This is a genomic window from Nocardioides sp. LML1-1-1.1 (assembly GCF_040676175.1).
GTDB lineage: Bacteria > Actinomycetota > Actinomycetes > Propionibacteriales > Nocardioidaceae > Nocardioides.
In genome coordinates this window covers 139,566-164,412 of sequence record NZ_JBEGHK010000007.1, presented here as the reverse complement: position 1 = coordinate 164,412, position 24,847 = coordinate 139,566, and the positions used below count along the sequence as shown (strand labels likewise).

The following is a 24,847-nucleotide window of genomic DNA, read 5'->3' as shown; positions in this document are numbered from 1 at the left end:
CGGGCATGACGCAGCAGCCGTTCTCCCGTCCCGGAGCCATCGACCTCTCGGCGCTGAAGCGGCCCGCCCCGGCCGCCGGCGGCAGTACGCCGAGCGCGGCACCCGCAGGCGGCGCGAGCGCCGGGTCGGCGTACTCGGTGGCGGTGGACGAGGCGAACTTCCAGAACGTGCTCGAGGCGTCGATGACGGCGCCGGTCGTGCTGGTGTTCCACTCCGCGACCCAGTCGCCGGAGAGCGAGCAGCTGGCACGCGACGTGGCCACCGTGGCGGCCGAGTACGACGGCCGGTTCCTCGCCGCGAGCATCGACGTGGACGCCGTGCCGCAGATCGCCCAGGCGATGCAGATCCCGCAGGTGCCGCTGATGCTGGTGATCCTCGACGGTCGGCCGGCGACCCAGCCGATCCCGGGAGCGGCGCCGATCGACGACATCCGGGCCCTGTTCAACCAGCTCGCCCAGCAGCTCACCGCCCAGGGCATCGCCGGGCGGCACCAGCCGAACGCGTTCGCCGCGCCCGCGGCCCCCGGCGAGGAGGGCGAGGAGGCCGAGGTCGACCCGCGCTACGCGCCGGCCCAGGACGCGCTCGCCGCGGGCGACATCGACCGTGCGGTCGCGGAGTACCAGAAGCTCGTCGACGGCAACCCCGCCGACGCCGAGGCCGCCGCCGGCCTGGCGATGGCGAAGGTGCTGCAGCGCACCCAGGGCGTCGACCTCAACGCGGCGCGGGCCGCGGCCGCCGCGAGCCCCGACGACCTCGACGCGCAGACCCTCGTCGCCGACCTGGACATGCTGGGCGGCCACGTGGAGGACGCCTTCGCACGGCTGGTGGAGCTGGTCCGTCGTACGGCCGGCAAGGACCGCGACCGGGCCCGCGAGCACCTGCTCGGGCTCTTCGGCGCGGTCGGCAACGACGACCCGCGGGTGCTCAAGGGCCGCCAGGCCCTCGCGTCTGCCCTGTTCTGAGCCGATGGGCTTCCGGCAGGGCGCCGGCTTCCTGCTGCGGGGGCTGCGGCTGTGGCGCGAGCGGCCCCGTCTGATGCTGCTCGGCATCGTCCCGGCGCTGATCGTCGGGGTGCTGCTGGCGGGGGCGTTCGTCGCCCTGGTCGTCTACGCCGACGACCTGATCTCCTGGGCCACCCCCTTCGCCGACGGCTGGTCCGAGGCGATCCGCTCGGTGTTCCGGGCGCTGCTGTGGCTGCTGGTCGTCGCCGGTGCCGGCATGCTCGCGATCGTCACCTTCACCGGGCTCACGCTCGCGGTGGGCGACCCCTTCTACGAGAAGATCTGGAAGGAGGTCGAGCTCTCGCTCGGCGGCACCGTGCCCGACCGTGGCGTCGGCTGGCTGCGTGGCATCGCCGACGGGCTGGTGCTGGTGGTGATGGGGGTCGTCACCGCCGTCGTGGTCTTCGCGATCGGGCTGCTGCCGCTGGTCGGAGCGGTGATCGGATTCGCGCTCGGCCTGGTCCTGTCCGGCCGGCTGCTCGCGGGCGAGCTCGTCTCCCGGCCATTGGAGGCGCGCGGCCTCGACCGTGCGCAGCGGGCCGCGCTGATGAGGCAGCACCGCGGTGCGATGCTCGGCTTCGGGGTCTGCGTGCAGGCCTGCTTCCTGGTGCCCCTCGGCGGGATCGCGGTGATGCCGGCGGCGGTGGCCGGCGCGACGTACCTGGCCCGGGAGGCGCTGGACCGCGCGCCGCGATGACCAGATGCGGTAAACCTTCCGCGAATTCGGCGATGGTCGCGTAAGACCTCCGTCGCGGCGGTGTCCGGCACCGGGACAATCGTCGATCGAGGGAGCAGCACCGATGCCATCCGGCAGCGCCGCCGCGCGCACGCACACCACCAGGAACCGAGCCCGGGGAGGGCGCCTCGCGCGCTGGCTCTCCGCCGTCGCGGTCCTCGCCACGGGGATCGCCGTGCCGGCCCTCGTGCTGGCGCCCGCGGACGCGGTGAGTGTCGGCAACGTCACCGGCGCGGTCTCCGACGTCCGCAACGCCGACGGCACCCCGGTGCCCTGCCTGCACTACGCGCCCGGGGCCGGCACGCCGTCGGCCGGCGAGGTGGACTTCTCCTACGGCGTGCCGAGCGGTGCCACCGGATGTCCGGCGGCGCTCGACCTCGACCGCCAGAGCGGGGTCGGCTTCGACGCCCACAACGCGGGTGACGTGGACCCGGGCCAGGCCTTCCTGCTCGCCTCGATCATCCACTACAACAACCCGATCCGCTCCTCGGGCGGCGCCGGCTCGACGTTCCTCGGCGGCACCCTGTCGCTGCGGCTGGGCGACTTCCAGGGCACGCCGACGGTGGACTACCCGTGGGTGCTGGAGGAGACGCCGAACGTCGCCGGCCGGTGCGCGTACGGCGCCACGAACGGCCCGTGCGACGACCGGCTGAGCTTCACCGACCCGAGCGGCTCCCGGGCGGTCACCGACGCGACCGGCCAGCGCTACCGGCTGACCATCACCTCGGTCGCGAAGGCGCCCGGATCCACCTGCCCGGCCACGCCGCCTGCGAACGCCACCGACGCCTTCGTGACCCCGGAGCAGCAGGAGACCACCGGCTGCGTCTACGGCATCCTCGACCCGGTCCGCCAGGTCACCATCGAGAAGCAGACCCTGCCGCAGGGTGCGCCGGACCGGTTCACCTTCGACCTCGACGGGGACACCGTCGACGGCCCGCTGCCGGCGAGCACGACGCTCGGCGACGACGACACCGCGTCGTACGAGGTCAGCGGGGAGTCGACCTTCGGTGAGCGGGACGCCGCCGGCTGGACGCTGACCGGCCTCGCCTGCACCGGCGACACCTCGGGGGTGCGCACCGACCTCGCCACCGGCGTCGTGACCGTGGGCGCCGAGGGCGGCGACGTGCACTGCGTCTTCACCAACACCCAGGGTGGTGCGATCGTCGAGAAGCGCGACGCCGACGGCGGTGCGCTGATCGGTGCCGCGACCTTCCGCTTCGAGCACGCCGGCCGTCCGGCGATCGAGGTCACCGACAACCAGGCGCCCGACGCCGACCCGACCCTGGGCCGGGTCGAGGTGCGCGGCCTGGTCCCCGGTGCGTGGACGGTCACCGAGATCGCCGCGCCCGAGGGCTACCGGATCGACGACCCGAGCCCGGTCCCCTTCACCGTGCCGGCCGGTGACGCCACCCCGGTGCGGGTGCCCGCCTTCACCGACAGCCGGCTGACCTCGGAGCTGTCGGTCCTCAAGCACGAGGCGCGTCCGGACGGGTCCGTCACCGACACCGTCGTACCGGGCGCCGTCTTCCAGCTGTGGCGCGAGAGCAACGGCGAGACCGGGCTCCAGCCCGGCGCCGACACCGCGGTGGGCAGCCCCTGCACGACGGCCGGCACCGCGCCGTGCACGGTCGGCGACCTGCCGTTCGGCACGTACTACTGGCAGGAGACCCAGGCGCCGCAGGGCTACGAGCTGCCCGCCGACGCGATCTCCGCGGCGATCGTGGTCGACGCGAGCAACGCCGGCGGCCGCTTCCCGGTGACCGTGATCGGTGACCCGCAGAAGCGCAGCGCGCTGTCGGTCGTGAAGACGGACGCGAGCACCGGGGCGCACCTGCCCGGGGCGACCTTCGCGCTCTACCGCGACACCAACGGCACCGCTGGCCTCCAGCGGGACGAGGACACCCTGCGCGACACCTGCGTGACGGGGGCGGCGGGCTCGTGCACGATCGGCGACCTGCCGTTCGGGACGTACTGGTGGGTCGAGACCGCCGCGCCGACGGGCTACGCGCTCCCGGCGGACCCGGTCGTCGGCCCGGTCACGGTCGACGCCACCAACGCCGGTACGACGATCGCCCCGGCCACGCTGGCCGACCCGCAGGTCCGCTCCGCGCTCACCGTCGTCAAGCGCGACGCGAGCACGGACGCCGAGCTGGACGGTGCGGTCTTCGAGCTGCGCCGGCAGGGCACGGACGGCTCCTGGACGACGTACGGCACCTGCACCACGCAGGCCGGGCGCTGCACCGTCGGTGGCCTGGAGTTCGGCACCTACGTCTGGCACGAGCTGACCCCACCGGTGGGCTACGACCTGCCCGCGGACCGCGACTCCGACCCGATCGAGGTCACCGCGGCCAACGCCGGCGGCGACTTCGCGCTGACGACCTTCCGCGACCCGCAGACCGCCAGCACGCTGGCGGTGCTCAAGCAGGACCAGGAGACCGGTACGACGCTCGACGGCGCCACCTTCGCGCTCCACACCGAGACCAACGGCGTCCCCGGCCTCCAGCCGGACGGCGACCGCCTGGTCGAGGAGTGCACCACCGCCGGTGGCGTGGCGTGCTCGGTCGACGGGCTGCCGTTCGGTACGTACTACTGGCTGGAGACGGTGGCGCCGCAGGGCTACGACCTGCCGGCCGGCGCCCAGTCCGGCGCGATCGTGGTCACCGCGGAGAACGCCGGCAGCACCTTCCCGGTGACCGTGATCGGCGACCCGCAGAAGCGCAGCGCGCTGAGCGTGGTCAAGCACGACGCCGAGACCGGTGCCGTGCTGGCCGGGGCGACGTTCGAGCTGTGGCGCGACACGGATGGCGACGGCCGCCTCGACGCCGCGACGGACACGAAGGTCGGTGCCTGCACCACCACCACCGAGGCGTGCGGCGTGGACCCGGTCGGGTTCGGCACGTACTTCTGGCGGGAGACCAAGGCGCCCCAGGGCTACCAGCTGCCGAAGGACGCGGTGTCGGTGCCGATCGTGGTGTCGGCCGCCAACGCCGGCACCACCTTCACCCCGGTCCCGGTGGCCGACCCGCAGAAGCGCAGCCGGATCGACCTGCGCAAGACCGACGCCTTCACCGCGAAGGCGCTGGCGGGCGCGGTCTTCCAGCTCTACGCCGACACCGACCGTGACGGCCGCCGCGACCCGGGCGAGCCGATGGTCGGCGGGCCGCGCACGAGCGACGCACAGGGCCGGATCGCCTGGGACCGTCTGCTCGTCGGCGGGTACGTCGCGGTGGAGACCAAGGCCCCGAAGGGCTACGTCCTGCCGACCGGCACCGCGGCCGAGCACGCCGTGGAGGTCACGACCGCCAACGCCGGCTCGACGCTGACGATCGCCGTCACCAACGAGCGCGGTGGCACGGTCGGCGGCATCGTCGAGGACCCGCCGGCCGGAACCCCGACGAGCGCGTCGGGTGTGCTGCCCAACACCGGCGCCCCGACGTACGCCGTCCCGCTGGTGGCCTTCGCCGCCCTGCTGGTGCTGCTCGGCGGGTGGCTGATGGCCGGTGAGCAGCGGCGCCGCGCGCACTTGTAACTACGTGTTCAGGCCTCTACCAGGGTGGTAGACCACCCTGGTAGAGGCCACAACACCCGGGTAGATGAGCGCCGCGGACCGGTCAGCCCAGCCCGGCGAACGCGGCGAGCACGGCCTGTACGGCGGGGGAGTCGGCCATCGTGCGCCGGTGCAGGGCGTCGACCAGGCGGATCGGCTCCGGGTCCACCACCCGTACGGCGACCAGGTCGTCCCCGAGCGGTCCACGACCCATCCGCGGGACCAGCGCGACGCCGAGCCCGGCGCGCACCAGCGCCAGGTGCGACTCGAACTCCCCGCTGACGTGGGCGATCCGCGGTGGGCGGCCGGTGCCGTCGTACATCCGGGAGAGCCACTGGCGGCAGATCGTCCCCTCGGGCGTGGCGATCCAGCCGACGTCGACGAGGTCGTGGGGGGTGACCCGGGGCCGCCGCGCGAGCGGGTCGTCGCGGTGCACGACCAGCTCGGCGAGGTCGGTGGCGACAGCGGTGGTGACGACGTGGTCCGGCACCGCGAGCGGCACACCGCCCCAGCGGTGCACGATCCCGAGCTCGGCCTGGCCGGAGGCGACGAGGTCGACGACGTCCCACGGCTCGCGCTCGTCGAGGGTCAGCTCGAGGTCGGGGTGCGCGTCGCGCAGGGTCCGTGCGATCGGGGCGATCAGCCCGCGCATGGCGGTGGAGAAGGCCGCGAGCCGGACCCGGCCGGCGACGACCCCGGCGCGTTGCTGGAGCCCGGCCTCGAGCTGCTCCAGGTCGGCGAGCACCCGTTCGCCGGCGTCGACGAGGTGCTGGCCGTGGCTGGTCAGCATGACCCCGCGACCCACTCGCTCGAGCAGCGGCACACCGGTCTGCTTCTCCAGCCGCTTGACCTGCTGCGAGATCGCGCTCGGGGTGAAGCCGGTGGCGGCGGCCGCGGCGACGACCGAGCCGTGGGTCGCGACGGCGCGCAGCCCGGCGAGGGCATCCAGATTGATCATGCAGTGACGCTACATGAAATGACACACAACTGTTCGCTGGTGCTTCATGGTGTGCAGCCCCGACGATGGACACGTGACTCGTAGGGACCAGGCCCTCGCCGCGCTCGTCGCGACCATCTGGGGCTTCAACTTCGTCGTGATCGACTGGGGCATGGGCGATGTGCCGCCGCTGCTCTTCCTCGCCGTGCGCTTCCTGGCGGTGCTCGTGCCGGCGGTCTTCCTGCTGCCGCGCCCGCCCGTGCCGTGGCGCACCATCGTGGCGGTCGGGACGTTCATGTCGCTCGGCCAGTTCGGCTTCCTGTACGTCGCGATGGACGCCGGCATGCCGCCCGGGCTCGCCGGCCTGGTGCTCCAGGCCCAGGTCGTGCTGACGATCGGGCTCGCCGCCGTGGTGCTCCGCGAGCGGCCCACCCGGCCGCAGGTCGCGGGGGTGCTGCTCGGGGTGGTCGGCCTGGTCGTGGTCGGGCTCGGCCGCGGCGGGCACGTCCCGGCGGTCGCGCTGCTGCTGTGCCTGAGCGCCGCGGCGATGTGGGCGATCGGCAACGTCGTCTCCCGTGCGAGCGGGGCCAGGGGCGGGCTGAGCCTGACGGTGTGGTCCGCGCTCGTCGTACCGTTGCCGCTCGTCGCGCTCTCGCTGCTGGTCGACGGGCCGGTCGCGGTGGCCGACGGTGTCGCCGCCTTCGGCTGGCGGGCCGCGTTCTCCACGCTCTACACCGCGGGGCTGGCCTCGCTGGTGGGCTACGGGCTCTTCAACAGCCTGCTCTCGCGCAACCCGTCCTCGGCGGTGGTGCCGTGGATCCTGCTCGTGCCGCCGGTCGCGATCGGCTCGGCGTGGGCGCTGCTCGACGAGGTGCCCTCGGCGGGCGAGCTCGCCGGGGGAGCGCTGCTGGTGCTCGGTGTCCTGGTCGCCCAGGCCCGGTGGAGCAGGCTCAGCGGCCGGACTCGGAGTACGCCGGGCCCTCGCCCGCGAGATGAGCCAGCGCCGCTCGCACCCGTCGCGCCGTGAAGTCGGCGGCGCGCTCGTCGACCTGAGCCAGGGTCAGGAACTCTGCGCTCCTGATCTCGCGGGCCTGCGGCACGATCCGCTCGGTGATCGACGCCGGGTGCACGCCGCCGTCGAAGACCAGGCACAGCGCGTCGTCCCAGCCGCCCCACGGCGGCAGCCAGTCGGTCAGCAGCAGCGGGCCGGCCGCGATCTCCAGCGCCAGCTCCTCCTCGACCTCGCGGGAGACCGCGACGAGGGGGGACTCGCCGACCTCGACGACCCCGCCGGGCAGGTCCCAGTCGCTCTTGTAGGTGAGCTCGCACAGCAGCACCCGCGGCTCGGGCGACTCGTCACGCACCAGCATCTGCGCGATCCCGCGCTTGCGCGGCAGGAAGGAGTTGAGCAGCGCCCGGAAGCCGCCGGGCTCGTGCACCGGCACGTCGTCGACCAGGCGCGCGTAGACGACCACGTCCCCGGCCCGTCCGCGCTGCACGCCCTCGCGGCGCAGCCCCGACCAGGTCGCGATCCGCTGCGCCTCGGCGTCGTCGACGGCGACCTTGACCTCGACCCGCTCGTGGTCGGCGAGGGCCGTGGCCACCTGGCGTCGTACGACGTCCACGGCGGCCTGCCAGCCGCGGTCGGTCAGGTCGGAGGTCCAGGTCAGCCGGGCGGTGCCGTCGTCGACGGTCGCATGACTGATCTCCGGCTGCTCGGACACGCCCCGAACCCTAGTAGACCGGTGGCTATTGCCCGGAGGGCGCTCGCAGCCACAGCGTCGCCAGCGGCGGTACGACGAGCGAGGCGTACGCCGCGCTGCCGCCGGGCGCCCCCGACTCCATCGCCCCCGCGGCCTCCGCGTGCACGGTGCCGAGGTTGCCGACCCCGCTGCCGCCGTAGGGGACGGCGTCGGTGTTGAGCAGCTCGGTCCAGGGTCCGGCGACGGGCAGGCCGAGCCGGTAGTCGTGGGGGACGGCGGCGAAGTTCGCGACGCAGACCACGTCGGGAACGTCCGGCCGGCCGGAGCGGCGCACGAAGGAGAAGACGTTGTGCCCGGCGTCCTGGGCGTCGATCCACGCGAAGCCGGCGGGGTCGTTGTCGCGGGCCCACAGTGCGGGCTCGTCGCGGTAGCGGGCGTTGAGGTCGCGCACGAAGTCGTGCACCCCGCGGTGCTCGGGCTTGGCGAGCAGCCACCAGTCGAGCTCGCGGGCCTCGGCCCACTCCGACTCCTGGGCGAACTCGCTGCCCATCATGATCAGCTGCTTGCCCGGGTGGGCCCACATGAACGCGAGGTAGGCGCGCAGGGTGGCGAGCTGCTGCCAGCGGTCGCCGGGCATCTTGCGCACCAGCGAGCCCTTGCCGTGGACGACCTCGTCGTGGCTCAGCGGCAGCACGTAGTTCTCGGAGAAGGCGTAGACGAGGGAGAAGGTCATCTCGCCGTGGTGGTAGGCACGGTGCACCGGCTCGTGGGCGAGGTAGCCGAGGCTGTCGTGCATCCAGCCCATGTTCCACTTGAAGCCGAAGCCCAGCCCGCCGCCGGAGGTGGCGCCGGTGACCCCGGGCCACGCGGTGGACTCCTCGGCGATGGTGACGATGCCCGGCACCCGCTTGTACGCCGTGGCGTTCAGCTCCTGCAGGAACTGCACCGCCTCGAGGTGCTCGCGGCCGCCGTACCGGTTGGGGTGCCACTCGCCGTGGCTGCGCCCGTAGTCGAGGTAGAGCATCGAGGCGACGCCGTCGACGCGCAGCCCGTCGACGTGGAACTCCTCCAGCCAGTAGAGCGCGTTGGCGACGAGGAAGTTGCGGACCTCGGGCCGGCCGAAGTCGAAGATGTAGGAGCCCCACTCGGGGTGCCAGCCGCGCTGGGGGTCGGGGTGCTCGTAGAGCGCGGTGCCGTCGAAGCGGGCCAGCGCCCACTCGTCGGTCGCGAAGTGGCCCGGCACCCAGTCCAGGACCACCGCGATGCCGGCGGCGTGCAGGGCGTCGACCAGCCGGCGGAAGCCGTCGGGGTCGCCGAAGCGGGCGTCCGGGGCGAAGTACGACGTCACGTGGTAGCCCCACGAGCCGCCGAACGGGTGCTGCATGACCGGCATCAGCTCGACGTGGGTGAAGCCCAGGTCGGCCAGGTAGGCCGGCAGGTCCGCGGCGAGCTCGTCGTAGGACCAGAAGGTGCCGTCGGGGTGCTTCTTCCACGAGCCGAGGTGCAGCTCGTAGGTCGCCATCGGCTCGTTCACCGGCTGCCTGCGGGCCCGCTCGGCGAGCCACGCGTCGTCGCTCCACTCGTGACTGCTGGCGAAGACGCGGGACGCGGTGGCGGGCGGCTTCTCGGCGTAGAACGCCATCGGGTCGGCCTTGTGGCGCCACACGCCGTCGGCGCCCTCCACGACGTACTTGTACGACGCGCCGGAGCCCACGCCGGGCACGAACGCCTCCCACAGCCCGCTGCCGATCGGCGTCATCCGGTGGGCGTTGCCGTCCCAGCCGTTGAACTCGCCGATGACGCTGACGTTGCGAGCGTTGGGGGCCCACACCACGAAGCTGGTGCCGTGCTCCGGCTCGCTGCGCACGTGGGCGCCGAGGGCTTGCCACAGCAGCTCGTGGCGGCCTTCCGCGACGAGGTGCAGATCGATCTCTCCGAGGGTCGACGGCACGATGGGCGGCATCCTCTCGAGTCTAGCGGCGGGTGGTGAGGTGACCCAGTGGGCACCTGCACGCCGGCTGTACCCAGGAGGTGGCCGGTCAGTCGTGGCTCGTCCGCCTATTGATTTTCGATAGGAAATGAGCGACAGTCGACATATGACTCTCGTTCGTCGTGCGGTCCTCCCGCTCCGCGCCGTGCTCGTGATGGCCTTCGCGCTGCTGGTGGTCTTCCAGGTGCTCTCGATGCCCGGCCAGTTCCGCCACCAGGCCGAGCAACACCCCGAGGACGCCGAGCTCCGCTGGCCGCTGACCATCGTGGCGGTGCTCGTCATCGCCTGCGTGCAGGTCGTCATCGTGTGCACCTGGCGGCTGCTGACGATGGTCGCCGAGGACCGGATCTTCACCCGCGCCTCGATGCGCTGGGTGGACGCGATCGTGGTCGCCATCGGCGTCGGCTGGCTGCTGATGGCCGGCGTCCTCCTCGGGCTCGCCGGCTACTGGGACGACCCGGGGGCACCGCTGCTGCTGACCCTCCTGCTGCTCTGCGCGGGCGCGCTCGGGCTGCTCATGATCGTGATGCGCGAGCTGCTGCGGCAGGCGACCGACCTGCGCACCGACCTGGACGCGGTGATCTGAGTGGCGATCGTCGTCCGGATCGACGTCGAGCTGGCCCGTCGCAAGATGAGCGTGGGGGAGTTCGCCGAGCAGGTCGGGCTCACCCCGGCCAACGTCGCGGTGCTCAAGAACGGCCGGGCCAAGGCCGTGCGCTTCAGCACCCTGGAGGCGATGTGCCGGGTGCTGGAGTGCCAGCCCGGCGACCTGCTCGAGTACGTCGAGGACTGAGTCGCCGCGCGGGTCTGGTGTGATGGACCGGTGACGAGCGAGGAGCGGCTGGGCTGGCGGCTCACGGTGCTGGTGCCGGGTGTGCTGGCGTTCTTGTCGATGATCGGCCCCTTCAGCATCGACACCCCCTTCCCGGCGTTCGCCCAGATGGGCCGCGAGCTCCCGGCGACGGCCGGCCAGCTGCAGCTCGTGGTGACCGTCTACCTCGCCGCCTTCGCCGCGATGAGCGTGCTGCACGGCCCGATCTCCGACGCCGTCGGACGACGCCCGGTGATGGTCGTCTCGATGGCCGTCTACGTCGCCGCCTCGATCGCCTGCGCCTTCGCGCCCAACCTGGTCCTGCTCCTCGTCGGCCGTGCCTTCCAGGGCCTCAGCGCGGGCGGGGCGACCATCGTCAGCCGCACCGTCATCCGCGACCTGTTCGAGGGCGCGACGGCACAGCGGCTGATGAGCCGGGTCGCGGTCATCTTCGGCATCGCGCCGGCCATCGGGCCGATCATCGGCGGCCTCGTCCTCCAGCTCGGCGACTGGCCGCTCATCTTCGTCTTCCAGGCCGTGCTGGGCGTGGCGCTGGTGCTCGCCGTGGTGCTGCTCCTGCCCGAGACGCATCCCCGCGAGCGTCGTACCTCGCTGCGGGTGGGGGAGGTCCTCGGTGGCCTCGCCGCGGTCGCCCGCCGGCCTGCCTTCCACCGGCTGGCATGGTCGACCGCGCTGATCTTCGGAGCGCAGTTCCTCTACATCGGCGGGGCCGCGATCTTCGTCGTCGACGTGCTCGGCCAGGGCGAGCTCGACTTCTGGAAGCTCTTCGTGCCGATGATCGGCTGCATGATGCTCGGCTCCTGGCTGTGCGGCCGCGCAGCGGGCCGGATCACCGCCCGCCGGCTGACCTCGATCGGCTGCACGACCTCCTTCGTCGGCGGTGTCGTCGGTGTCCTGGTCGCAGCCTCGCCGGCCGCCACCGACCTGCCCTGGGCGGTCGTCGGGATCAGCCTGGTCGCGCTCGGCAACGGGATCACCTATCCGACGATGCAGCTGCTGCTCCTCGACCTCTTCCCCGGCCGGCTCGGCGCCGTGGTGTCGATGTCGTCCTTCCTGGCGCTGATCCTGAACGCGGTCACGGCGGTCGCCGTCACGCCGTACCTGGGGAGCGCACTCGGCTTCGCCACCGCCGCCCTCGTCGGCGTGGGGGCCGGGCAGCTGTGCTGGGCCTGGCACTGCGCGATCGAGGACCGCGACTGCGCGGTCGCCGACGTGCACGCGCGGGAGCCGGTGGAGCTCCTGTGAGCCCGTGGGTCCGGGGTCATCCTCAGGGCCGGCGCCGCCCGAGCACGCCGACCACGCCCACCAGCGCGACGAGCAGCACGGTCAGCCAGGACATCGCCGTCACGGCGCTGACGCCGCGCACGGCCAGCCCGATGCCGACGGCCGGCACGCTCATCCCGAGGTAGGCCACGAGGAAGAGCCCGGCCAGCGCCTCGCCCCGCTCGGCCGGCGCGGCCAGTCCGGCGACCGCGCCCACCGCGGACTTGAAGAGCAGCCCGGCACCCGCGCCGGCGACCACGCCGCCGAGCAGGAAAAGCCCCAGGGAGGCGGCGTGCATGCCCAGGGTCAGCAGGACGAGGCCGGCGGCGACACTGAGCAGCCCGGCCCGGCGGCGCAGGTCGAGGGACAGGCCGCCGCTCGTCGCCTGCGCGAGCGCCGCGCTGCCGAAGACCGAGAACACGACCAGCCCGGCCAGCGCCCGTGAGGGGTGGTGGAGGCTGCCGGCGACGAAGCCGGGTGCCACCGAGGTGAACAGCCCGAACACCCCGAAGGCCACGAATCCGGACAGCACCGCCGCGAGCCAGGTGCGCGGGTCGCGGTGGTCGGCCCGCGGCCGCTGGGGACGGTACGCCGGCCGCTCGGCCGGGCGCTCGACGGTCTCCGGGGTGAGCGCCACCGCGGCGATCGCGGCGGCGACGAGGGCCACGAACACGACGTACGCGGTCCGCAGGGGAGCGGGCGCCCACTCGGCGAGGACGCCGGTGAGCAGGGCGCCGGCGCCGAGGCCGCCGATGTTGACGGTCGTCGAGACCACCTCGAAGCGGCGCGGCCCGGCGCCCGGGCGGTGCCGGGCGTCGAGGTCGGCGAGCGCGGCGGTGGCGGTCGCGGTCAGCATCCCGACGCCGAGGCCGTTGACGAAGCGCGCGACCAGCAGCGTGGCGAGGTCGGTGCCGCTGAGGAAGAGCACAGCCGCGACCAGCTCCAGGACGAGCGCGGGCACGAGCACCCGCCGCCGCCCGAGCCAGTCCGAGACGTGGCCGGCGAGCACCAGCGCGGTGGCGACGCCGACGGCGTAGGCCGCGAAGACCACGGTGATCATGAACGTCGAGAAGCCGTCGCGCTCCTGGTAGACGGGGAAGAGCGGGGCCGGCACGGTCGAGAACGCCATCGCGACGAGGAAGGCGAAGGCGACGTACCAGAAGCCGCGGCCGTGCCCGGTGGTGCGGGGCGTGGTCGGCGGAGCGGGCGCGGTGATCGTCATGGCTCCAGCCTGCCGCGCGCAAGCCATCACGTCCAACGAAGAATAATGCATTGATCTATCATCAGAAGCGATAGATTGGTCGGCATGGAGCTGCGCCACCTGGACTACTTCGTCGCGGTCGCCGAGGAGGGCAGCTTCACCGCGGCCGCCGCCCGGCTGCACGTCGTGCAGTCAGCCGTCTCCGCCGGGGTCAAGGCCCTGGAGCGCGAGCTCGGCACCGTGCTGCTGGAGCGGACCTCACGCAGGGTCGGGCTCACCGACGCCGGTGCCGTGCTGCTGCCGCACGCCCGGGCCAGCCTGGACGCGGCCCGCGACGGCCGCGAGGCGGTCGCCGCGGCCGAGGGCGGCCTTCGCGGGACCGTGCGGGTGGGGATGCTGACCTCGGTGGGCTGGCTCGACGTGCCGGCCCTGCTGGCGCGCTTCCACCACGCCCACCCCGGCGTGGCGCTGCGCCTCAGCGCCGCGCCCTCCGGGTCCAGTGGCCTCGTCGCCTCGGTGGCCGAACGACGTCTCGACCTGGCCTTCGTGTCGGTCCCCGGCCCGCGGCCCACGGGGGTGCGGCTGACCGACCTCGGTGCCGTGCCGATGGACCTGGTGCTGCCGCTCGACGACCCGCTCGCGGACCGCCGCCGGATCAGCGTGGCCGACCTCGCCGAGCGCGACTTCGTCGACTCGCCACTCGGCTTCGGCAACCGCGGCGTGGTCGACCGAGCCTTCGAGGCCGCCGGCGTCGCGCGCCGGGTGGTCATCGAGGTCGCCGACATCGCCACCGCGCCGAGCTACGTCCGGCACGGGCTCGGCATCGCGATCCTGCCCCGCTTCACCACCGAGCGGCTGGGCGCCGGCACCGTGGTCCGCACCGTCGAGGGCGCCGACCTCAGCTGGCCGATCGGTCTCGCGACCCCCGCCGACCGGACGCCGAGCGCGGCCGCCGCCCGGCTGGCCGAGATGGTCGTCGCGGACGCCGCGAGCCGCGCGGGCTGAGCCGACGCAGTCGCTCAGCCGACGAGCCGGGCCACCCCGGCGAGCGGGATCGGCAGCCAGGCCGGGCGGTTGCGGGCCTCGTAGAGGCACTCGTAGACGGCCTTGTCGACGACGTACGCCGTCAGCAGGGTGCGGTCGGCCGGGCCCAGCCCACCTTCGCCGCAGTAGGCCGCGAGGAACGCCTTGCGGTTGCGACGCGCCCACTCACCGGCCCGGATCGCGCGCTGGTGCAGCACGTCGGGGTCCTCCTCGGGCAGCGAGGCCGCCACGGCGTGCGGGGCGTAGTCGAAGGAGCGGGTCATCCCGGCGACGTCGCGCCACGGCGAGTCGGGGAGCAGCCGCTCGGCGAGGGTCTTGGCGGGCTCGCCCTCGAAGTCCACGAACTTCCAGCCGTTGACGGTGCGCAGTGTCTGGCCGAGGTGGAGGTCGGCGTGGACCCGCTGCACCGGGATCTCGCCGAGTCCGGCGACCGCGGCGAAGAGGTCCCGCGCGCCGTCGGCGTGCTCGGCCAGCTCCGGCACCACGCCGATCGCCGCGTCCAGGCGTTGGGTCATCACTTCGGCGAGCACCGACGCCGACGTGGTGGAGGTGGGGAAGGCGTCGCGGAGCTGGGCGTGCACCTCGGCGAGCGCCTCGCCGAGCCGGGCGGCCTCGCCGGCGAAGTCGCCGCCGACCTCCTCGGCATGCAGGTCGGCCTCGGCGAACAGGTCGCGCACGCTGGCCAGCGCCTGGCCCCAGCCGTCGGAGGCGGTGCGCAGGAACTGCTGCAGCATGCCGAGCTGCAGGTCCTCGTGCTCGATCCAGCCGTAGAGCGCGGCGATGTGCGGGGAGCCGGCCTCGGTGAGGGCACGGTGCGTGGTGACGTCGGGGTTCTCGCCCGGGGTCACCTTGCGGAACAGCTTGAGCACCGAGTCCTCACCGAAGAACACCGAGGAATTCGACTGCTCGCCGCTGAACGGGCTGCCCGGGGCGTCCAGGTCGAGGTCGTGGCCCTCGATGCGCACGAACCGGATCGGCCCGTCCGGCGGGTCGCCGAAGGCTCGCAGGTACGCCGCCATCGCGTCCCGGTCCTGCACGGCGTCGTACGCGGTGCGGCCCTCCCAGGTGCCGACCAGGGCGTGCTCGATGCGGTCCTGCGGCGCGTCGTAGAGGGCGAGGGGGACCTGGTAGATCTCCACCTCGTCCGCCTGCCCCGAGCCCGTCGAAGGGTAGGTGACCTCGACGAGCAGCACGACGACCTCGGGGGAGGTGCCGAGGCTGCCGACCTCGGTGGTCCCGGTGACCGTGAACGTCCGCCCCTTGCCGCCGAACCACCGGCTGCGGGCGAGGAAGGAGTCGATCACAGCACGGGCCTCCCGGTCGTGTCCGGATCGGTGAGCCGGAACCAGTAGAAGCCGTGCCCACTCAGGGTCAGCAGATACGGGAGCTCGCCGATCCGCGGGAAGGGCACCCCGCCGATCAGCTCCACTGGCACCCGGCCCTCGAAGCGGCGCAGGTCCAGCTCGACGGGCTGCGGGAAGCGGGACAGGTTGTTGACGCACAGGATCACGTCGGAGCCGTCGGGCAGCTCGCGCACGTAGGACAGCACGGTCGGGTTGGAGCCGCCCAGGTCCTCGAAGGTGCCGAGGCCGAAGGCGTCGTGCTGGCGGCGGATGTGGATCATCCGGCGGGTCCAGTGCAGCAGCGAGGAGGGGTTCTCCAGCTGCGCCTCGACGTTGACGCTCTGGTAGCCGTAGACCGGGTCCTGGATCGCCGGCAGGTGCAGCTTGCCGGGGGTGGCCGCGGAGAAGCCCGCGTTGCGGTCGGGGGTCCACTGCATCGGCGTACGGACGCCGTCACGGTCACCGAGCCAGATGTTGTCGCCCATCCCGATCTCGTCGCCGTAGTAGAGGACGGGGGAGCCGGGCAGCGAGAGCAGCAGGGCCGTGAACAGCTCGATCTGGTTGGTGTCGTTGTCGAGCAGCGGCGCGAGCCGGCGGCGGATGCCGATGTTGGCCTTCATGCGGGGGTCCTTGGCGTACTCGCCCCACATGTAGTCGCGGTCCTCGTCGGTGACCATCTCCAGGGTCAGCTCGTCGTGGTTGCGCAGGAAGATGCCCCACTGGCAGCCCGACGGGATGTCCGGGGTCTGCTCCATGATCTCCGAGATCGGGAAACGGGACTCGCGCCGCACGGCCATGAAGATGCGCGGCATCACCGGGAAGTGGAAGGCCATGTGGCACTCGTCGCCGCCCACCTCGGGGTCGCCGAAGTACTCCACCACGTCGGTCGGCCACTGGTTGGCCTCGCACAGCAGCACCCGGCCGGGGTAGTTGTCGTCGACGAACCGGCGCACCTTCTTGAGCATCTCGTGCGTCTCGGGAAGGTTCTCGCCGTTGGTGCCCGGGCGCTCGTAGAGGTAGGGCACCGCGTCCAGCCGGAAGCCGTCGAGGCCCATGTCGAGCCAGAAGGCCATCGCCTCCAGCATCGCGTCCTGCACCTTCGGGTTGTCGAAGTTGAGGTCCGGCTGGTGGTGGAAGAAGCGGTGCCAGTAGTACTGCCCCCGGGTCTGGTCCCAGGTCCAGTTCGACGGCTCGGTGTCGACGAAGATGATCCGCGCGTCCTGGTAGAGCTCGTCGGTGTCGGACCAGACGTAGAAGTCGCCGTAGGGGCCGTCGGGGTCGTTGCGGGAGGCCTGGAACCACGGGTGCGCGTCACTGGTGTGGTTCATGACGAAGTCGATGATCACCCGGATGCCGCGCTCGTGCGCGGCGTCGAGGAAGGCGTGGAAGTCGTCGACCGTGCCGCACTCGGGGAGGATGTCGGTGTAGTCGGCGACGTCGTAGCCGCCGTCGCGCAGCGGCGAGGTGAAGAACGGCGGCACCCACAGGCAGTCGACGCCCAGCCACTGCAGGTAGTCGAGCTTCTCCGTGAGCCCGCGGAAGTCGCCCGTCCCGTCGGCGTCGGCGTCGCGGAAGGAGCGCACCAGCACCTCGTAGAAGACCGCGGTGCGGAACCACTCCGGCTCCTCGCCCAGCACGATCGACCCGGTCGTGGCCTCGCTCATGCGCCTGCTCCCTTCACCACGAGGATGTGCGCCGGCTCCGCGGGGGTGAGCCGGACGTAGTTGTCCTCACCCCACGTCCAGCTGCTCCTGGTGACCTCGTCCTCGACCGTGTACGACGCCCCGGGCAGCATGCCCAGCGCGGCCAGGTCGAGGTGGACCATCGCCTCGTGGGCCTGGTGCGGGTCGAGGTTGAGCACCACGACCACCCGGTCGGCACCGGCGGTCTTGGAGAAGCACAGGATGTGCTCGTCGTTCGTCTCGTGCACCGTGAGGTTGCGCAGCAGCTGCAGCGCGGGGTGCGCGCGGCGGATCGCGTTCAGCCGGCTGACGTACGCCGTGAGGTCGGCCCCGATCGTGCCGGGCGCCGTCGCGGCGGCCCAGTCCCGCACCCGGACCTGGTACTTCTCGGAGTCGAGGTACTCCTCGCTGCCCGGGCGCACGGCCACGTGCTCGCCGAGCTCGTAGCCGGCGTACATCCCCCACAGCGGCGAGGACATCGCCGCCAGCGCGGCCCGGATCTTGAAGGCCGGCGGGCCGCCGTACTGCAGGAACTCGTGGAGGATGTCGGGGGTGTTGACGAAGAAGTTCGGCCGCACCCGGTGGGCCGACTCGGTGCTCACCTCGCGCAGGTAGTCCTCGATCTCCTCCTTCTCCGTGCGCCACGTGAAGTAGGTGTAGGACTGGTGGAAGCCGATCGCACCGAGGGTCTGCAGCATCGGCGGCTTGGTGAAGGCCTCGGAGAGGAAGACGACGTCGGGGTCGGTGCGTCGTACCTCACCCAGCAGCCACTGCCAGAACGCGACCGGCTTGGTGTGCGGGTTGTCGACGCGGAAGGTGCGCACGCCGTGGGACATCCACAGCCGCACCACGCGCAGCACCTCGTTGGCGATGCCCTCGGGGTCGTCGTCGAAGTTGATCGGGTAGATGTCCTGGTACTTCTTCGGCGGGTTCTCCGCGTAGGCGATCGTGCCGTCGGCGCGGGTGGTGAACCATTCCGGGTGCGCGGCGACCCACGGGTGGTCGGGCGCGCACTGCAGGGCGAGGTCGAGCGCCACCTCCAGGCCCGACTCCGCGGCGGCCGCGACGAAGGCGTCGAAGTCGGCGAAGGTGCCCAGGTCCGGGTGGATCGCGTCGTGCCCGCCGTCCTTGCTGCCGATCGCCCACGGCGAGCCCGCCCAGTCGGCCGGCGTCTCCTCGTCGTCGGGCAGGACGGCGTTGTTCGGGCCCTTGCGGTTGACCTCGCCGATCGGGTGGATCGGCGGCAGGTAGATCACGTCGAAGCCCATCGCCGCCACCGCGGGCAGGCGCTCGGCGGCCGTCGCGAACGTGCCGGAGACGACCTCGCCGGTCGCCTTGTCGTACGTCGCTCCCTCGGAGCGGGGGAAGAACTCGTACCAGCTCGCGTAGCGCGCCCGGGGCCGGTCGGCGTAGACCGGGTAGGGGCCGCTGATGGTGAGCAGGTCGCGCAGCGGGTGGGCCAGCAGCACGGCCCGCAGCTCGGGCGACTCCAGCTGGGCGAGCCGGGCCTCGGCAGGCCGTTCGGTGTCCCGTGCGGCCTTGACGGCCGCCTGGACGGTGGCCTTCTCGGCCTTGCCCAGGCCGTCGGCGAGCACCCGCTCGAGCAGCAGGACGCCCTCGGCGAACATCAGCTCGGTGTCGATCCCGGCGCGGATCTTGATGCCCGCGGCGTGCTGCCAGGTCGCGACCGGGTCGGCCCAGGCGTGCACCTCGAAGGCCCACGAGCCGACCACGTCGGGCGTCACCCAGGCCTGGTGGCGGTCGACGCTGTGCCGGTCGACCGTGGCGACCGGGCTCATCCGGACCGGTGGTCGCCGGTTGCCGTCGGGGTCGACGAGCACGACCTCCGCGCCGAACCTGTCGTGGCCCTCGCGGAAGACCGTGGCGCTGACCGGGAACGGCTCGCCGGCACTGGCCTTCGCCGGCAGCGGTCCCTCGGTCGGGCCGGTGTCGAGCACCGGCTGTACGTCGATGACGGGGATGCGTCCGACCATGTCTCCGAACCTATCGATGAGTCCTAACCGTTGGCCAAGTCCCACACGTCGACCGTGTCGCCCGGCGCCAGCGGCGTGGTACCCGGAGACAGGTCGATCAGTGCGTCCGCTCCCGCGAACCACCCGAGAAAACCGGATCCGGCCGGTCCCCAGGGGGTGACCTCGCCGCTCGCGCGGTCCAGCCGGCCGCGGCGCCACTGCCGCTTCGCGGCCAGCGGCGTGAGCGCCTCGGTGAGCCGGGCGCGCACCACCGGGCGATGCGGCAGCGGGTGCCCGTACGCCGCGCGCAGGGCCGGGCGCACGAAGACCTCCCACGACGTCAGCGCACTCACCGGGTTGCCCGGGAGGCAGACCACCGGCACCCCGGCGACCCGCCCCGAGCCTTGCGGCATCCCGGGCTGCATGGCGACCTTGACGAACTCCACCCCGCGCGGGCCGAGGGCGTCCTTGACCACCTCGTAGGCGCCGGCGCTCACCCCGCCGGAGGTGAGCACGAGGTCCACGTCGCCGCCCGAGAGCTCGTCGTCGATCCGGGCGAGGAAGCCGCCCACGTCGTCGGCGACCCACAGCCGTCGTACGGCGACCGCGCCGGCGTCCTCGACCGCGGCCGAGAGCAGCACCCCGTTGGCGTCGCGGATCTGGCCCGAGCCGGGCTCGGGCTCCTCGGCGAGCTCGGAGCCGGTGGAGATCACGAGCACCCGCGGACGGCGGCGGACCTCCACCTCGCGCACGCCCAGCGCGGCGAGCACGCCGAGCTGCGCGGCGCCGAGCACGGCGCCCGCGGCGAGCACCTCGTCGCCGACGGCGACGTCTCCACCGGCGGGTCGCACGAAGCTGCCCACGTCCCGGGCCGCGCTGATCACGACGGTCTCGGTGCCGCCGTCGGTCACCTCCACCTCGACCACCGCGTCGGCGCCGCGGGGGACCGGGGCGCCGGTCATGATCCGCACCGTGGTGCCGGGAGCGAGGTCGCTGACGGGCGCCCCGGCCGGCACGTCACCGGCCACGGGCAGCCGGACCGGCTGCTCGGCGGACGCCGCGGCGACCTCGGCCGCCCGGACGGCGTACCCGTCCATGCCGGAGTTGTCGAAGGCGGGCAGCTGCTCCTCGGCGCGCACGGCCGTGGCGAGCACCCGCCCGCGCGCGGCGTCGAGGGGCACCCGCTCGGTCGGCCACGCGCCCGGGCGGGCGAGCAGATCGGCGACATGGCGCTGGTGGTCGGCGACGGGGCGCGGCTGGGTGCTCATCGCCCGCCAGCCTAGGGGCAGTCGTCCGGCGCCGCCTTCCCCGCGAAGCGGTCGGCGAGGTAGGCCATCCCCTGCGGCGCGAGCAGCACGGCGCCGGAGACGTGCTCGGCGAGCGGCAGGGCGAGGAAGCGCGCGTCGGCGCCGCGGGCGCACCAGGCGTGGAAGAGCGCCTGGCCCATCGCGAAGGGCATGATCTCGTCCTGCCGGGCGTAGCTCACCAGCACCGGTGTCCGCGGCGCGACCCGGCCCAGCTCGTTCTCGTCCATCCGGCGCCGGAACGCGGGGATGGTGCGTGGGTCCACGGTGAAGTAGCGCGCGAGCTGCTTCGGCAGCAGGAGACCGACGGCGATCGCGTCGTAGATGCAGGTGGTCCGCACCCAGGAGACGACCTGCCGGCCCAGCGGGGTGAGGTACGGGTCGAGGTCGACGTCGGGGTACGCCGAGGTGAAGCCGCTCGCGGCATAGGCGAGCAGGAAGGCGAACGGGCTGCCGTCGTGGCGCTCCAGGAGGGCGTCGAAGTCCGACGGCGCGGCGCCGACGACGGCACCGGTGATCCGCACGTCCGGGGCGTACGACGGCTGCTGCTCGATCGCGCCGCCGGCGGCCCCACCGCCCTCGGACCAGCCGTAGATCGCGACCGGCCCGTCCGGGGCCAGCCCCGCCCCGGGCAGCCGACGGGCGGCCCGCACCGAGTCGAGGACCGCCCGGCCGAGGGCGCGGGTGACGACGTACGGGTGCTCGCCCGGCGTGCCCAGGCCGGGGTAGTCGGTCACCGCGACGGCCCATCCGCGGGCCAGCGCCTGCGCGATCTGCGGCGTCTCGTACTCGGTGCCCGCGCGGAGCTGGGCGGAGGCCGCGCACCGGTCTGCGAGTCCCTGGGTGCCGACGGCGAAGCCGACGACCGGGCGGCTGCCGCGACCGGTCCAGGGCGTGCGCGGGACGAGCACCGTGCCGGAGACGACGTCGACACCGCCGGTGGCGTTCGTCGAGCGGTAGCGGACCTGCCAGGCCCGCGCCGGCAGCAGCGGCACGCTCACCGGCGTGGCCGCGACCAGGTCGCCGGGACGTGCGGGCTCGGCGGCCGCGGGCACGGCGAGGGCGGTGAGCGCCACGACGGTGGCGAGGACGGTGCGCATCATCGGGTCACCTCGGTGAGTCGGCTCTTGACGACCTTGCCGGTCGCGTTGCGAGGCAGGTCCGCCACCACGACGATGTCGCGCGGCAGCTCGTAGCGCGCCAGCCGATCGCGCAGGTGGGCGCGGACAGCGTCCTCGTCGTAGCCGTCGCGGGTGACGACGTAGGCCCGCAGGCGCTGCCCGAAGTCCTCGTCCGGCACGCCGACGACGGCCGCGTCCGCGATGGCCGGGTGCCCGAGCAGGGCGTCCTCGACGGGCTGCGGGAAGACGTTCTCGCCGCCGGAGACGATCATGTCGTCGGCCCGGCCGTCGATGAACAGCCGGCCGCGTGCGTCGAGGTGCCCGAGGTCGCCGCTGGCGAGGTGGCCGTGCCGCACGTCCTTGCTGCCGCCGCCGGTGTAGCCGTCGAAGGTCATCGGGCTGGACACGAAGACCTGGCCGACCGTGCCGGTGGGCACGCGCTGCCCGGCCTCGTCGAGGACGAGCACCGAGGCGCCGAGGGCCGGCCGGCCGACCGTGCCCGGCGCGGCCCGCAGGTCCGCGGGCGTGGCGAAGGTGACGATGCCGATCTCCGAGGAGCCGTAGCCGTCGTGCAGCACGTCGCCGACGACGTCCATGAAGGCGGAGGCGACGCTCGGGCTGAGCGGCGCGGCGCCGGACAGCACGGCGCGCAGCGACCCGGTGCGGCCGGCGAGGCCGGGCAGCGCGCTGAGCCGCTGGAGCATCGCGGGCACCGCGACCAGGTCGGTCACCTGGTGCCGCTGGATCGCGGCGAGGGCCTGCTCGGCGTCGAAGCGGCGCTGCAGCACCACGGTGTCGCCCATGGCGAGCCCGAGCAGCAGCGTGGCCAGGCCCATCCCGTGGAAGGCCGGCGGGCTGACCAGCATCGTGCTGCCCGTGCGCAGGCCGAGGCGGTGCACGGCGCTGGCCGCCATGCCCAGCAGCGACAGCGGCTCCGGCGTGCGCGGGACGCCCTTGGGTGCGCCGGTCGTGCCGGAGGTGAGCAGCACGAGCTGGCCCGGACGGCGGACCCGGGGGAGCGGCGTGCTCGCCGGCGGCAGGTCGACCGGGCCGTCCTCCCACAGGCTCAGGGCCGGCAGGTCAGGTCCGGCCTCGGCGAGGCGCCCGGTGAGGTCGTCGTCGTGGAGCACGACCGCGGGCTCCTGCCGGGCCAGGATCGCGCCGAGCTGGGCCGCGGGCAGCTCGGTGTTGACCATCAGCACGTCCGCGCCGATCCGCCCGGCCGCGAGGATGCCCTCGACCACGGCGCGGGAGTTGCGGCACATCACGGCGACGCCCTGGTTGGGGCGCACCTCGTACCGGTCGGCGAGGTGGGTGGCGAGCGCGTCGGCGCGCTCGGACAGCTCGCGGTAGGTGAGCTCGCCGCCGTCGTCGACGATCGCGACCCGGTCCGGCCAGCGCACCGCGGACACCCCGACCAGGGTCGCGGGAGAGGCGCCCCAGCGCCGCGTCTGAGCCGCGATCCGGGCCAGCCGCACCGGGCCGACGGGCCGGACGACGCCGGCACGGGTCAGCACCGCGGCGGCGGCCAGCAGCTCCTTCATCGGGCCTTGCCGCCCACCTCGGCGCGCGGGTGCGCGTCCGGCAGCGGTACGTCGCCGCGAGCGCTCGCGGTGTCGCCGGAGTGGCGCGCCATCACCCGCATCGCCGCGGCGATCGGGCGGCGGGCGAGGGCGTCGGTGGCCTGTGCGGGGGTCACCCACCAGGGCGTGATCTCCCGCTCCCGCTTCACGATCGAGCGTGCCACCAGCCACGCGGCGTCGTCGGCGGTCATCCCGGGCAGGCGGCGCATCGACGGTGTCGGCGCGCTCATCCGGGTGTAGATGAGGGTCATGTAGATCGTCGAGACGTCCACGCCGTCGGGCGTGATCTCGGGCGTGATCGAGCGCAGCCACACGTCGAAGGCCGTCTTGGTGGACTGGTAGACGCCCCAGCGTGGACCGGGTGGGATCCGCACCCCGATCGTGGAGACGTTGACGACCAGCCCCGAGCCGCGCTCGCGCATGTGGGGGAGCAGGCCGAGCAGCAGGCGGACCGGGCCGAGGTAGTTGACGTTGGTCATCCGGGTGAAGTCGTGGAAGCGCTCGTACTGCAGGTCCAGCGAACGGCGCATCGACTTGCCGGCGTTGTTGACGACGACGTCCACGCCGCCGTGCTCGGCCAGCACCTGCCGGACGAGGTCGCCGACGGCGTCGAAGTCGCCGAGGTCGACCGGGTACGCCGTCGCGGAGCCGCCGGCGGCCCGGATCTCGGCCACCAGCTCCTCCAGCCGCTCGGCCGTGCGGGCGACGACGAGCACGTGCGCGCCGTGCCGCGCGAGCAGCCGGGCGGTGGCCTCGCCGAGGCCGAAGGACGCCCCGGTGACCAGCACCGTCCTGCCCTCGACCGCGCGGCGCAGCGCCGCCTCGTCGGAGATCCGGGCGGAGTTGACCACCCGGTCGACGACCCGGTCGCGGGCCTTCGAGAGTCGCGGTGCCATGCGGGCTCCTTCATCGAGGTAACGTTGTCATTCAGATAATCACGTTATTTCAACGACGTCAACGGATAGGGTTCCGGTGTGCCCCGCCTCACCCGGACCGAGAGCCAGTCCCGCAACCGCGAGCTGCTGGTGGCCTCCGCACGCCGGCTGTTCCTGCGCGACGGCTACGCCGCCACCTCGCTCGCCGCGGTCGCGGCGGAGGCCGGGTTCTCCACCGGGGTCGTCTACTCGAACGTCGCGGGCAAGGCCGACCTGGCGCTCCTCGTGCTGCGCGAGATCCAGGCCGAGCAGATCGCGGCGCTGGAGGCCGCGCTGGAGGCAGGAGCCCGGCCCGAGGACAAGCTCGACGCCTTCGTCGGTTGGGCGGAGGCCGCGCTGGGCGGCGGGTGGCCCCAGCTGGAGCTGGAGTTCGCGCTCGACGCCCGCAGCGACCCGCGCCTGGTCGCCGAGGAGGCGGAGCGCCACGACGCCGCCCGGGACCTCGCCGAGCGGGCGCTGGCCCACCTCGTCCCGCCGGAGCTCGCACCGATGGTGCCGACCGGCGCGGTCGCCGAGGCGCTGGTCAACCTGGTCATCGGGGTGTCCGTACGACGCCTGATCGACCCGTCGGTGACCTACGACAGCATGCTCGGGCCGCTGCGCGACCTGCTCCGCGCCGTCGCGCCGGCCTGAGCCGCACGAGGCAAAAAGT

20 protein-coding genes are annotated in these 24,847 nt (G+C 73.4%); 9 read left to right on the top strand and 11 right to left on the bottom strand.

Annotated elements, in window-relative coordinates:
* Positions 1 to 5 precede the first annotated feature (5 nt).
* From MRBLML1_RS21820 to MRBLML1_RS21810, 3 genes are all read left to right on the top strand, one after another.
* On the top strand, positions 6 to 962 hold the full coding sequence (locus MRBLML1_RS21820) for a co-chaperone YbbN (protein ID WP_364520059.1): 957 nt from the start codon (positions 6 to 8) through the stop codon (positions 960 to 962).
* A 4-nt stretch (positions 963 to 966) separates the two neighbouring features.
* Complete coding sequence (locus tag MRBLML1_RS21815; RefSeq protein WP_364520057.1) at positions 967 to 1,698, top strand: EI24 domain-containing protein; 732 nt, start codon at positions 967 to 969, stop codon at positions 1,696 to 1,698.
* 103 nt (positions 1,699 to 1,801) lie between these two features.
* Complete coding sequence (locus MRBLML1_RS21810) at positions 1,802 to 5,266, top strand: SpaA isopeptide-forming pilin-related protein (protein WP_364520055.1); 3,465 nt, start codon at positions 1,802 to 1,804, stop codon at positions 5,264 to 5,266.
* Between the two features lie 82 nt (positions 5,267 to 5,348).
* Here MRBLML1_RS21810 and MRBLML1_RS21805 read toward each other — a convergent pair whose 3' ends face one another.
* Positions 5,349 to 6,242 carry a LysR family transcriptional regulator gene (locus tag MRBLML1_RS21805; protein WP_364520053.1) on the bottom strand — a complete coding sequence of 298 codons (894 nt, stop codon included), beginning with the start codon at positions 6,240 to 6,242 and terminating at the stop codon, positions 5,349 to 5,351.
* 73 nt (positions 6,243 to 6,315) lie between these two features.
* Here MRBLML1_RS21805 and MRBLML1_RS21800 point away from each other — a divergent pair, with 73 nt between their 5' ends.
* Complete coding sequence (locus MRBLML1_RS21800) at positions 6,316 to 7,248, top strand: EamA family transporter (RefSeq protein ID WP_364520051.1); 933 nt, start codon at positions 6,316 to 6,318, stop codon at positions 7,246 to 7,248.
* On the opposite strand, the gene MRBLML1_RS21795 is transcribed toward MRBLML1_RS21800, so the two are convergent.
* Positions 7,172 to 7,945, bottom strand: coding sequence for an NUDIX hydrolase (locus MRBLML1_RS21795; RefSeq protein WP_364520049.1), 774 nt, complete (start codon positions 7,943 to 7,945; stop codon positions 7,172 to 7,174). The two genes, MRBLML1_RS21800 and MRBLML1_RS21795, sit on opposite strands and share 77 nt — an antisense overlap.
* Before the next feature lie 25 nt (positions 7,946 to 7,970).
* Positions 7,971 to 9,887 (bottom strand): 1,4-alpha-glucan branching protein GlgB, encoded by a 1,917-nt coding sequence (glgB, locus tag MRBLML1_RS21790; RefSeq protein ID WP_364520047.1) that lies wholly within the window; start codon positions 9,885 to 9,887, stop codon positions 7,971 to 7,973.
* A 133-nt stretch (positions 9,888 to 10,020) separates the two neighbouring features.
* Between glgB and MRBLML1_RS21785 the strand changes: the two genes are divergently transcribed.
* The 3 genes from MRBLML1_RS21785 to MRBLML1_RS21775 are packed head-to-tail and all read left to right on the top strand — an operon-like array spanning position 10,021 to position 11,991.
* The gene (locus MRBLML1_RS21785; RefSeq protein WP_364520045.1) at positions 10,021 to 10,500 is read left to right on the top strand and encodes a DUF2975 domain-containing protein; all 480 of its coding nucleotides are present in this window, start codon (positions 10,021 to 10,023) and stop codon (positions 10,498 to 10,500) included.
* A complete protein-coding gene (locus tag MRBLML1_RS21780) occupies positions 10,501 to 10,707 on the top strand; it encodes a helix-turn-helix domain-containing protein (protein WP_364520043.1) in 207 nt (68 codons plus the stop codon).
* 30 nt (positions 10,708 to 10,737) lie between these two features.
* Entirely contained in the window at positions 10,738 to 11,991 is a 1,254-nt protein-coding gene (locus MRBLML1_RS21775; protein WP_364520041.1) for a multidrug effflux MFS transporter, read from the top strand.
* 22 nt (positions 11,992 to 12,013) lie between these two features.
* Here the strand turns inward: MRBLML1_RS21775 and MRBLML1_RS21770 are convergent, their stop codons facing one another.
* Complete coding sequence (locus MRBLML1_RS21770) at positions 12,014 to 13,231, bottom strand: MFS transporter (RefSeq protein ID WP_364520039.1); 1,218 nt, start codon at positions 13,229 to 13,231, stop codon at positions 12,014 to 12,016.
* An 84-nt stretch (positions 13,232 to 13,315) separates the two neighbouring features.
* Between MRBLML1_RS21770 and MRBLML1_RS21765 the strand changes: the two genes are divergently transcribed.
* The gene (locus tag MRBLML1_RS21765) at positions 13,316 to 14,215 is read left to right on the top strand and encodes a LysR family transcriptional regulator (protein ID WP_364520037.1); all 900 of its coding nucleotides are present in this window, start codon (positions 13,316 to 13,318) and stop codon (positions 14,213 to 14,215) included.
* A 14-nt stretch (positions 14,216 to 14,229) separates the two neighbouring features.
* Here the strand turns inward: MRBLML1_RS21765 and MRBLML1_RS21760 are convergent, their stop codons facing one another.
* From MRBLML1_RS21760 to MRBLML1_RS21730, 7 genes are read right to left on the bottom strand one after another with little or no spacing between them, the layout of a single operon-like run.
* A complete protein-coding gene (locus MRBLML1_RS21760; RefSeq protein WP_364520035.1) occupies positions 14,230 to 15,558 on the bottom strand; it encodes a maltokinase N-terminal cap-like domain-containing protein in 1,329 nt (442 codons plus the stop codon).
* Complete coding sequence (gene treS / locus MRBLML1_RS21755) at positions 15,555 to 17,261, bottom strand: maltose alpha-D-glucosyltransferase (protein WP_364520033.1); 1,707 nt, start codon at positions 17,259 to 17,261, stop codon at positions 15,555 to 15,557. Before treS ends, MRBLML1_RS21760 begins: the two co-directional genes overlap by 4 nt.
* On the bottom strand, positions 17,258 to 19,273 hold the full coding sequence (locus MRBLML1_RS21750; protein ID WP_364520031.1) for a maltotransferase domain-containing protein: 2,016 nt from the start codon (positions 19,271 to 19,273) through the stop codon (positions 17,258 to 17,260). Before MRBLML1_RS21750 ends, treS begins: the two co-directional genes overlap by 4 nt.
* A 23-nt stretch (positions 19,274 to 19,296) precedes the next feature.
* On the bottom strand, positions 19,297 to 20,520 hold the full coding sequence (gene glp, locus MRBLML1_RS21745; RefSeq protein WP_364520029.1) for a gephyrin-like molybdotransferase Glp: 1,224 nt from the start codon (positions 20,518 to 20,520) through the stop codon (positions 19,297 to 19,299).
* Between the two features lie 11 nt (positions 20,521 to 20,531).
* Entirely contained in the window at positions 20,532 to 21,659 is a 1,128-nt protein-coding gene (locus MRBLML1_RS21740; RefSeq protein WP_364520027.1) for a lipase family protein, read from the bottom strand.
* Positions 21,656 to 23,221 carry an AMP-binding protein gene (locus MRBLML1_RS21735; RefSeq protein WP_364520025.1) on the bottom strand — a complete coding sequence of 522 codons (1,566 nt, stop codon included), beginning with the start codon at positions 23,219 to 23,221 and terminating at the stop codon, positions 21,656 to 21,658. Before MRBLML1_RS21735 ends, MRBLML1_RS21740 begins: the two co-directional genes overlap by 4 nt.
* Positions 23,218 to 24,156 (bottom strand): SDR family NAD(P)-dependent oxidoreductase, encoded by a 939-nt coding sequence (locus MRBLML1_RS21730; protein ID WP_364520023.1) that lies wholly within the window; start codon positions 24,154 to 24,156, stop codon positions 23,218 to 23,220. Before MRBLML1_RS21730 ends, MRBLML1_RS21735 begins: the two co-directional genes overlap by 4 nt.
* Positions 24,157 to 24,234: 78 nt before the next feature.
* Between MRBLML1_RS21730 and MRBLML1_RS21725 the strand changes: the two genes are divergently transcribed.
* Entirely contained in the window at positions 24,235 to 24,828 is a 594-nt protein-coding gene (locus MRBLML1_RS21725; RefSeq protein WP_364520021.1) for a TetR/AcrR family transcriptional regulator, read from the top strand.
* The last annotated feature ends 19 nt before the right edge of the window (positions 24,829 to 24,847 follow it).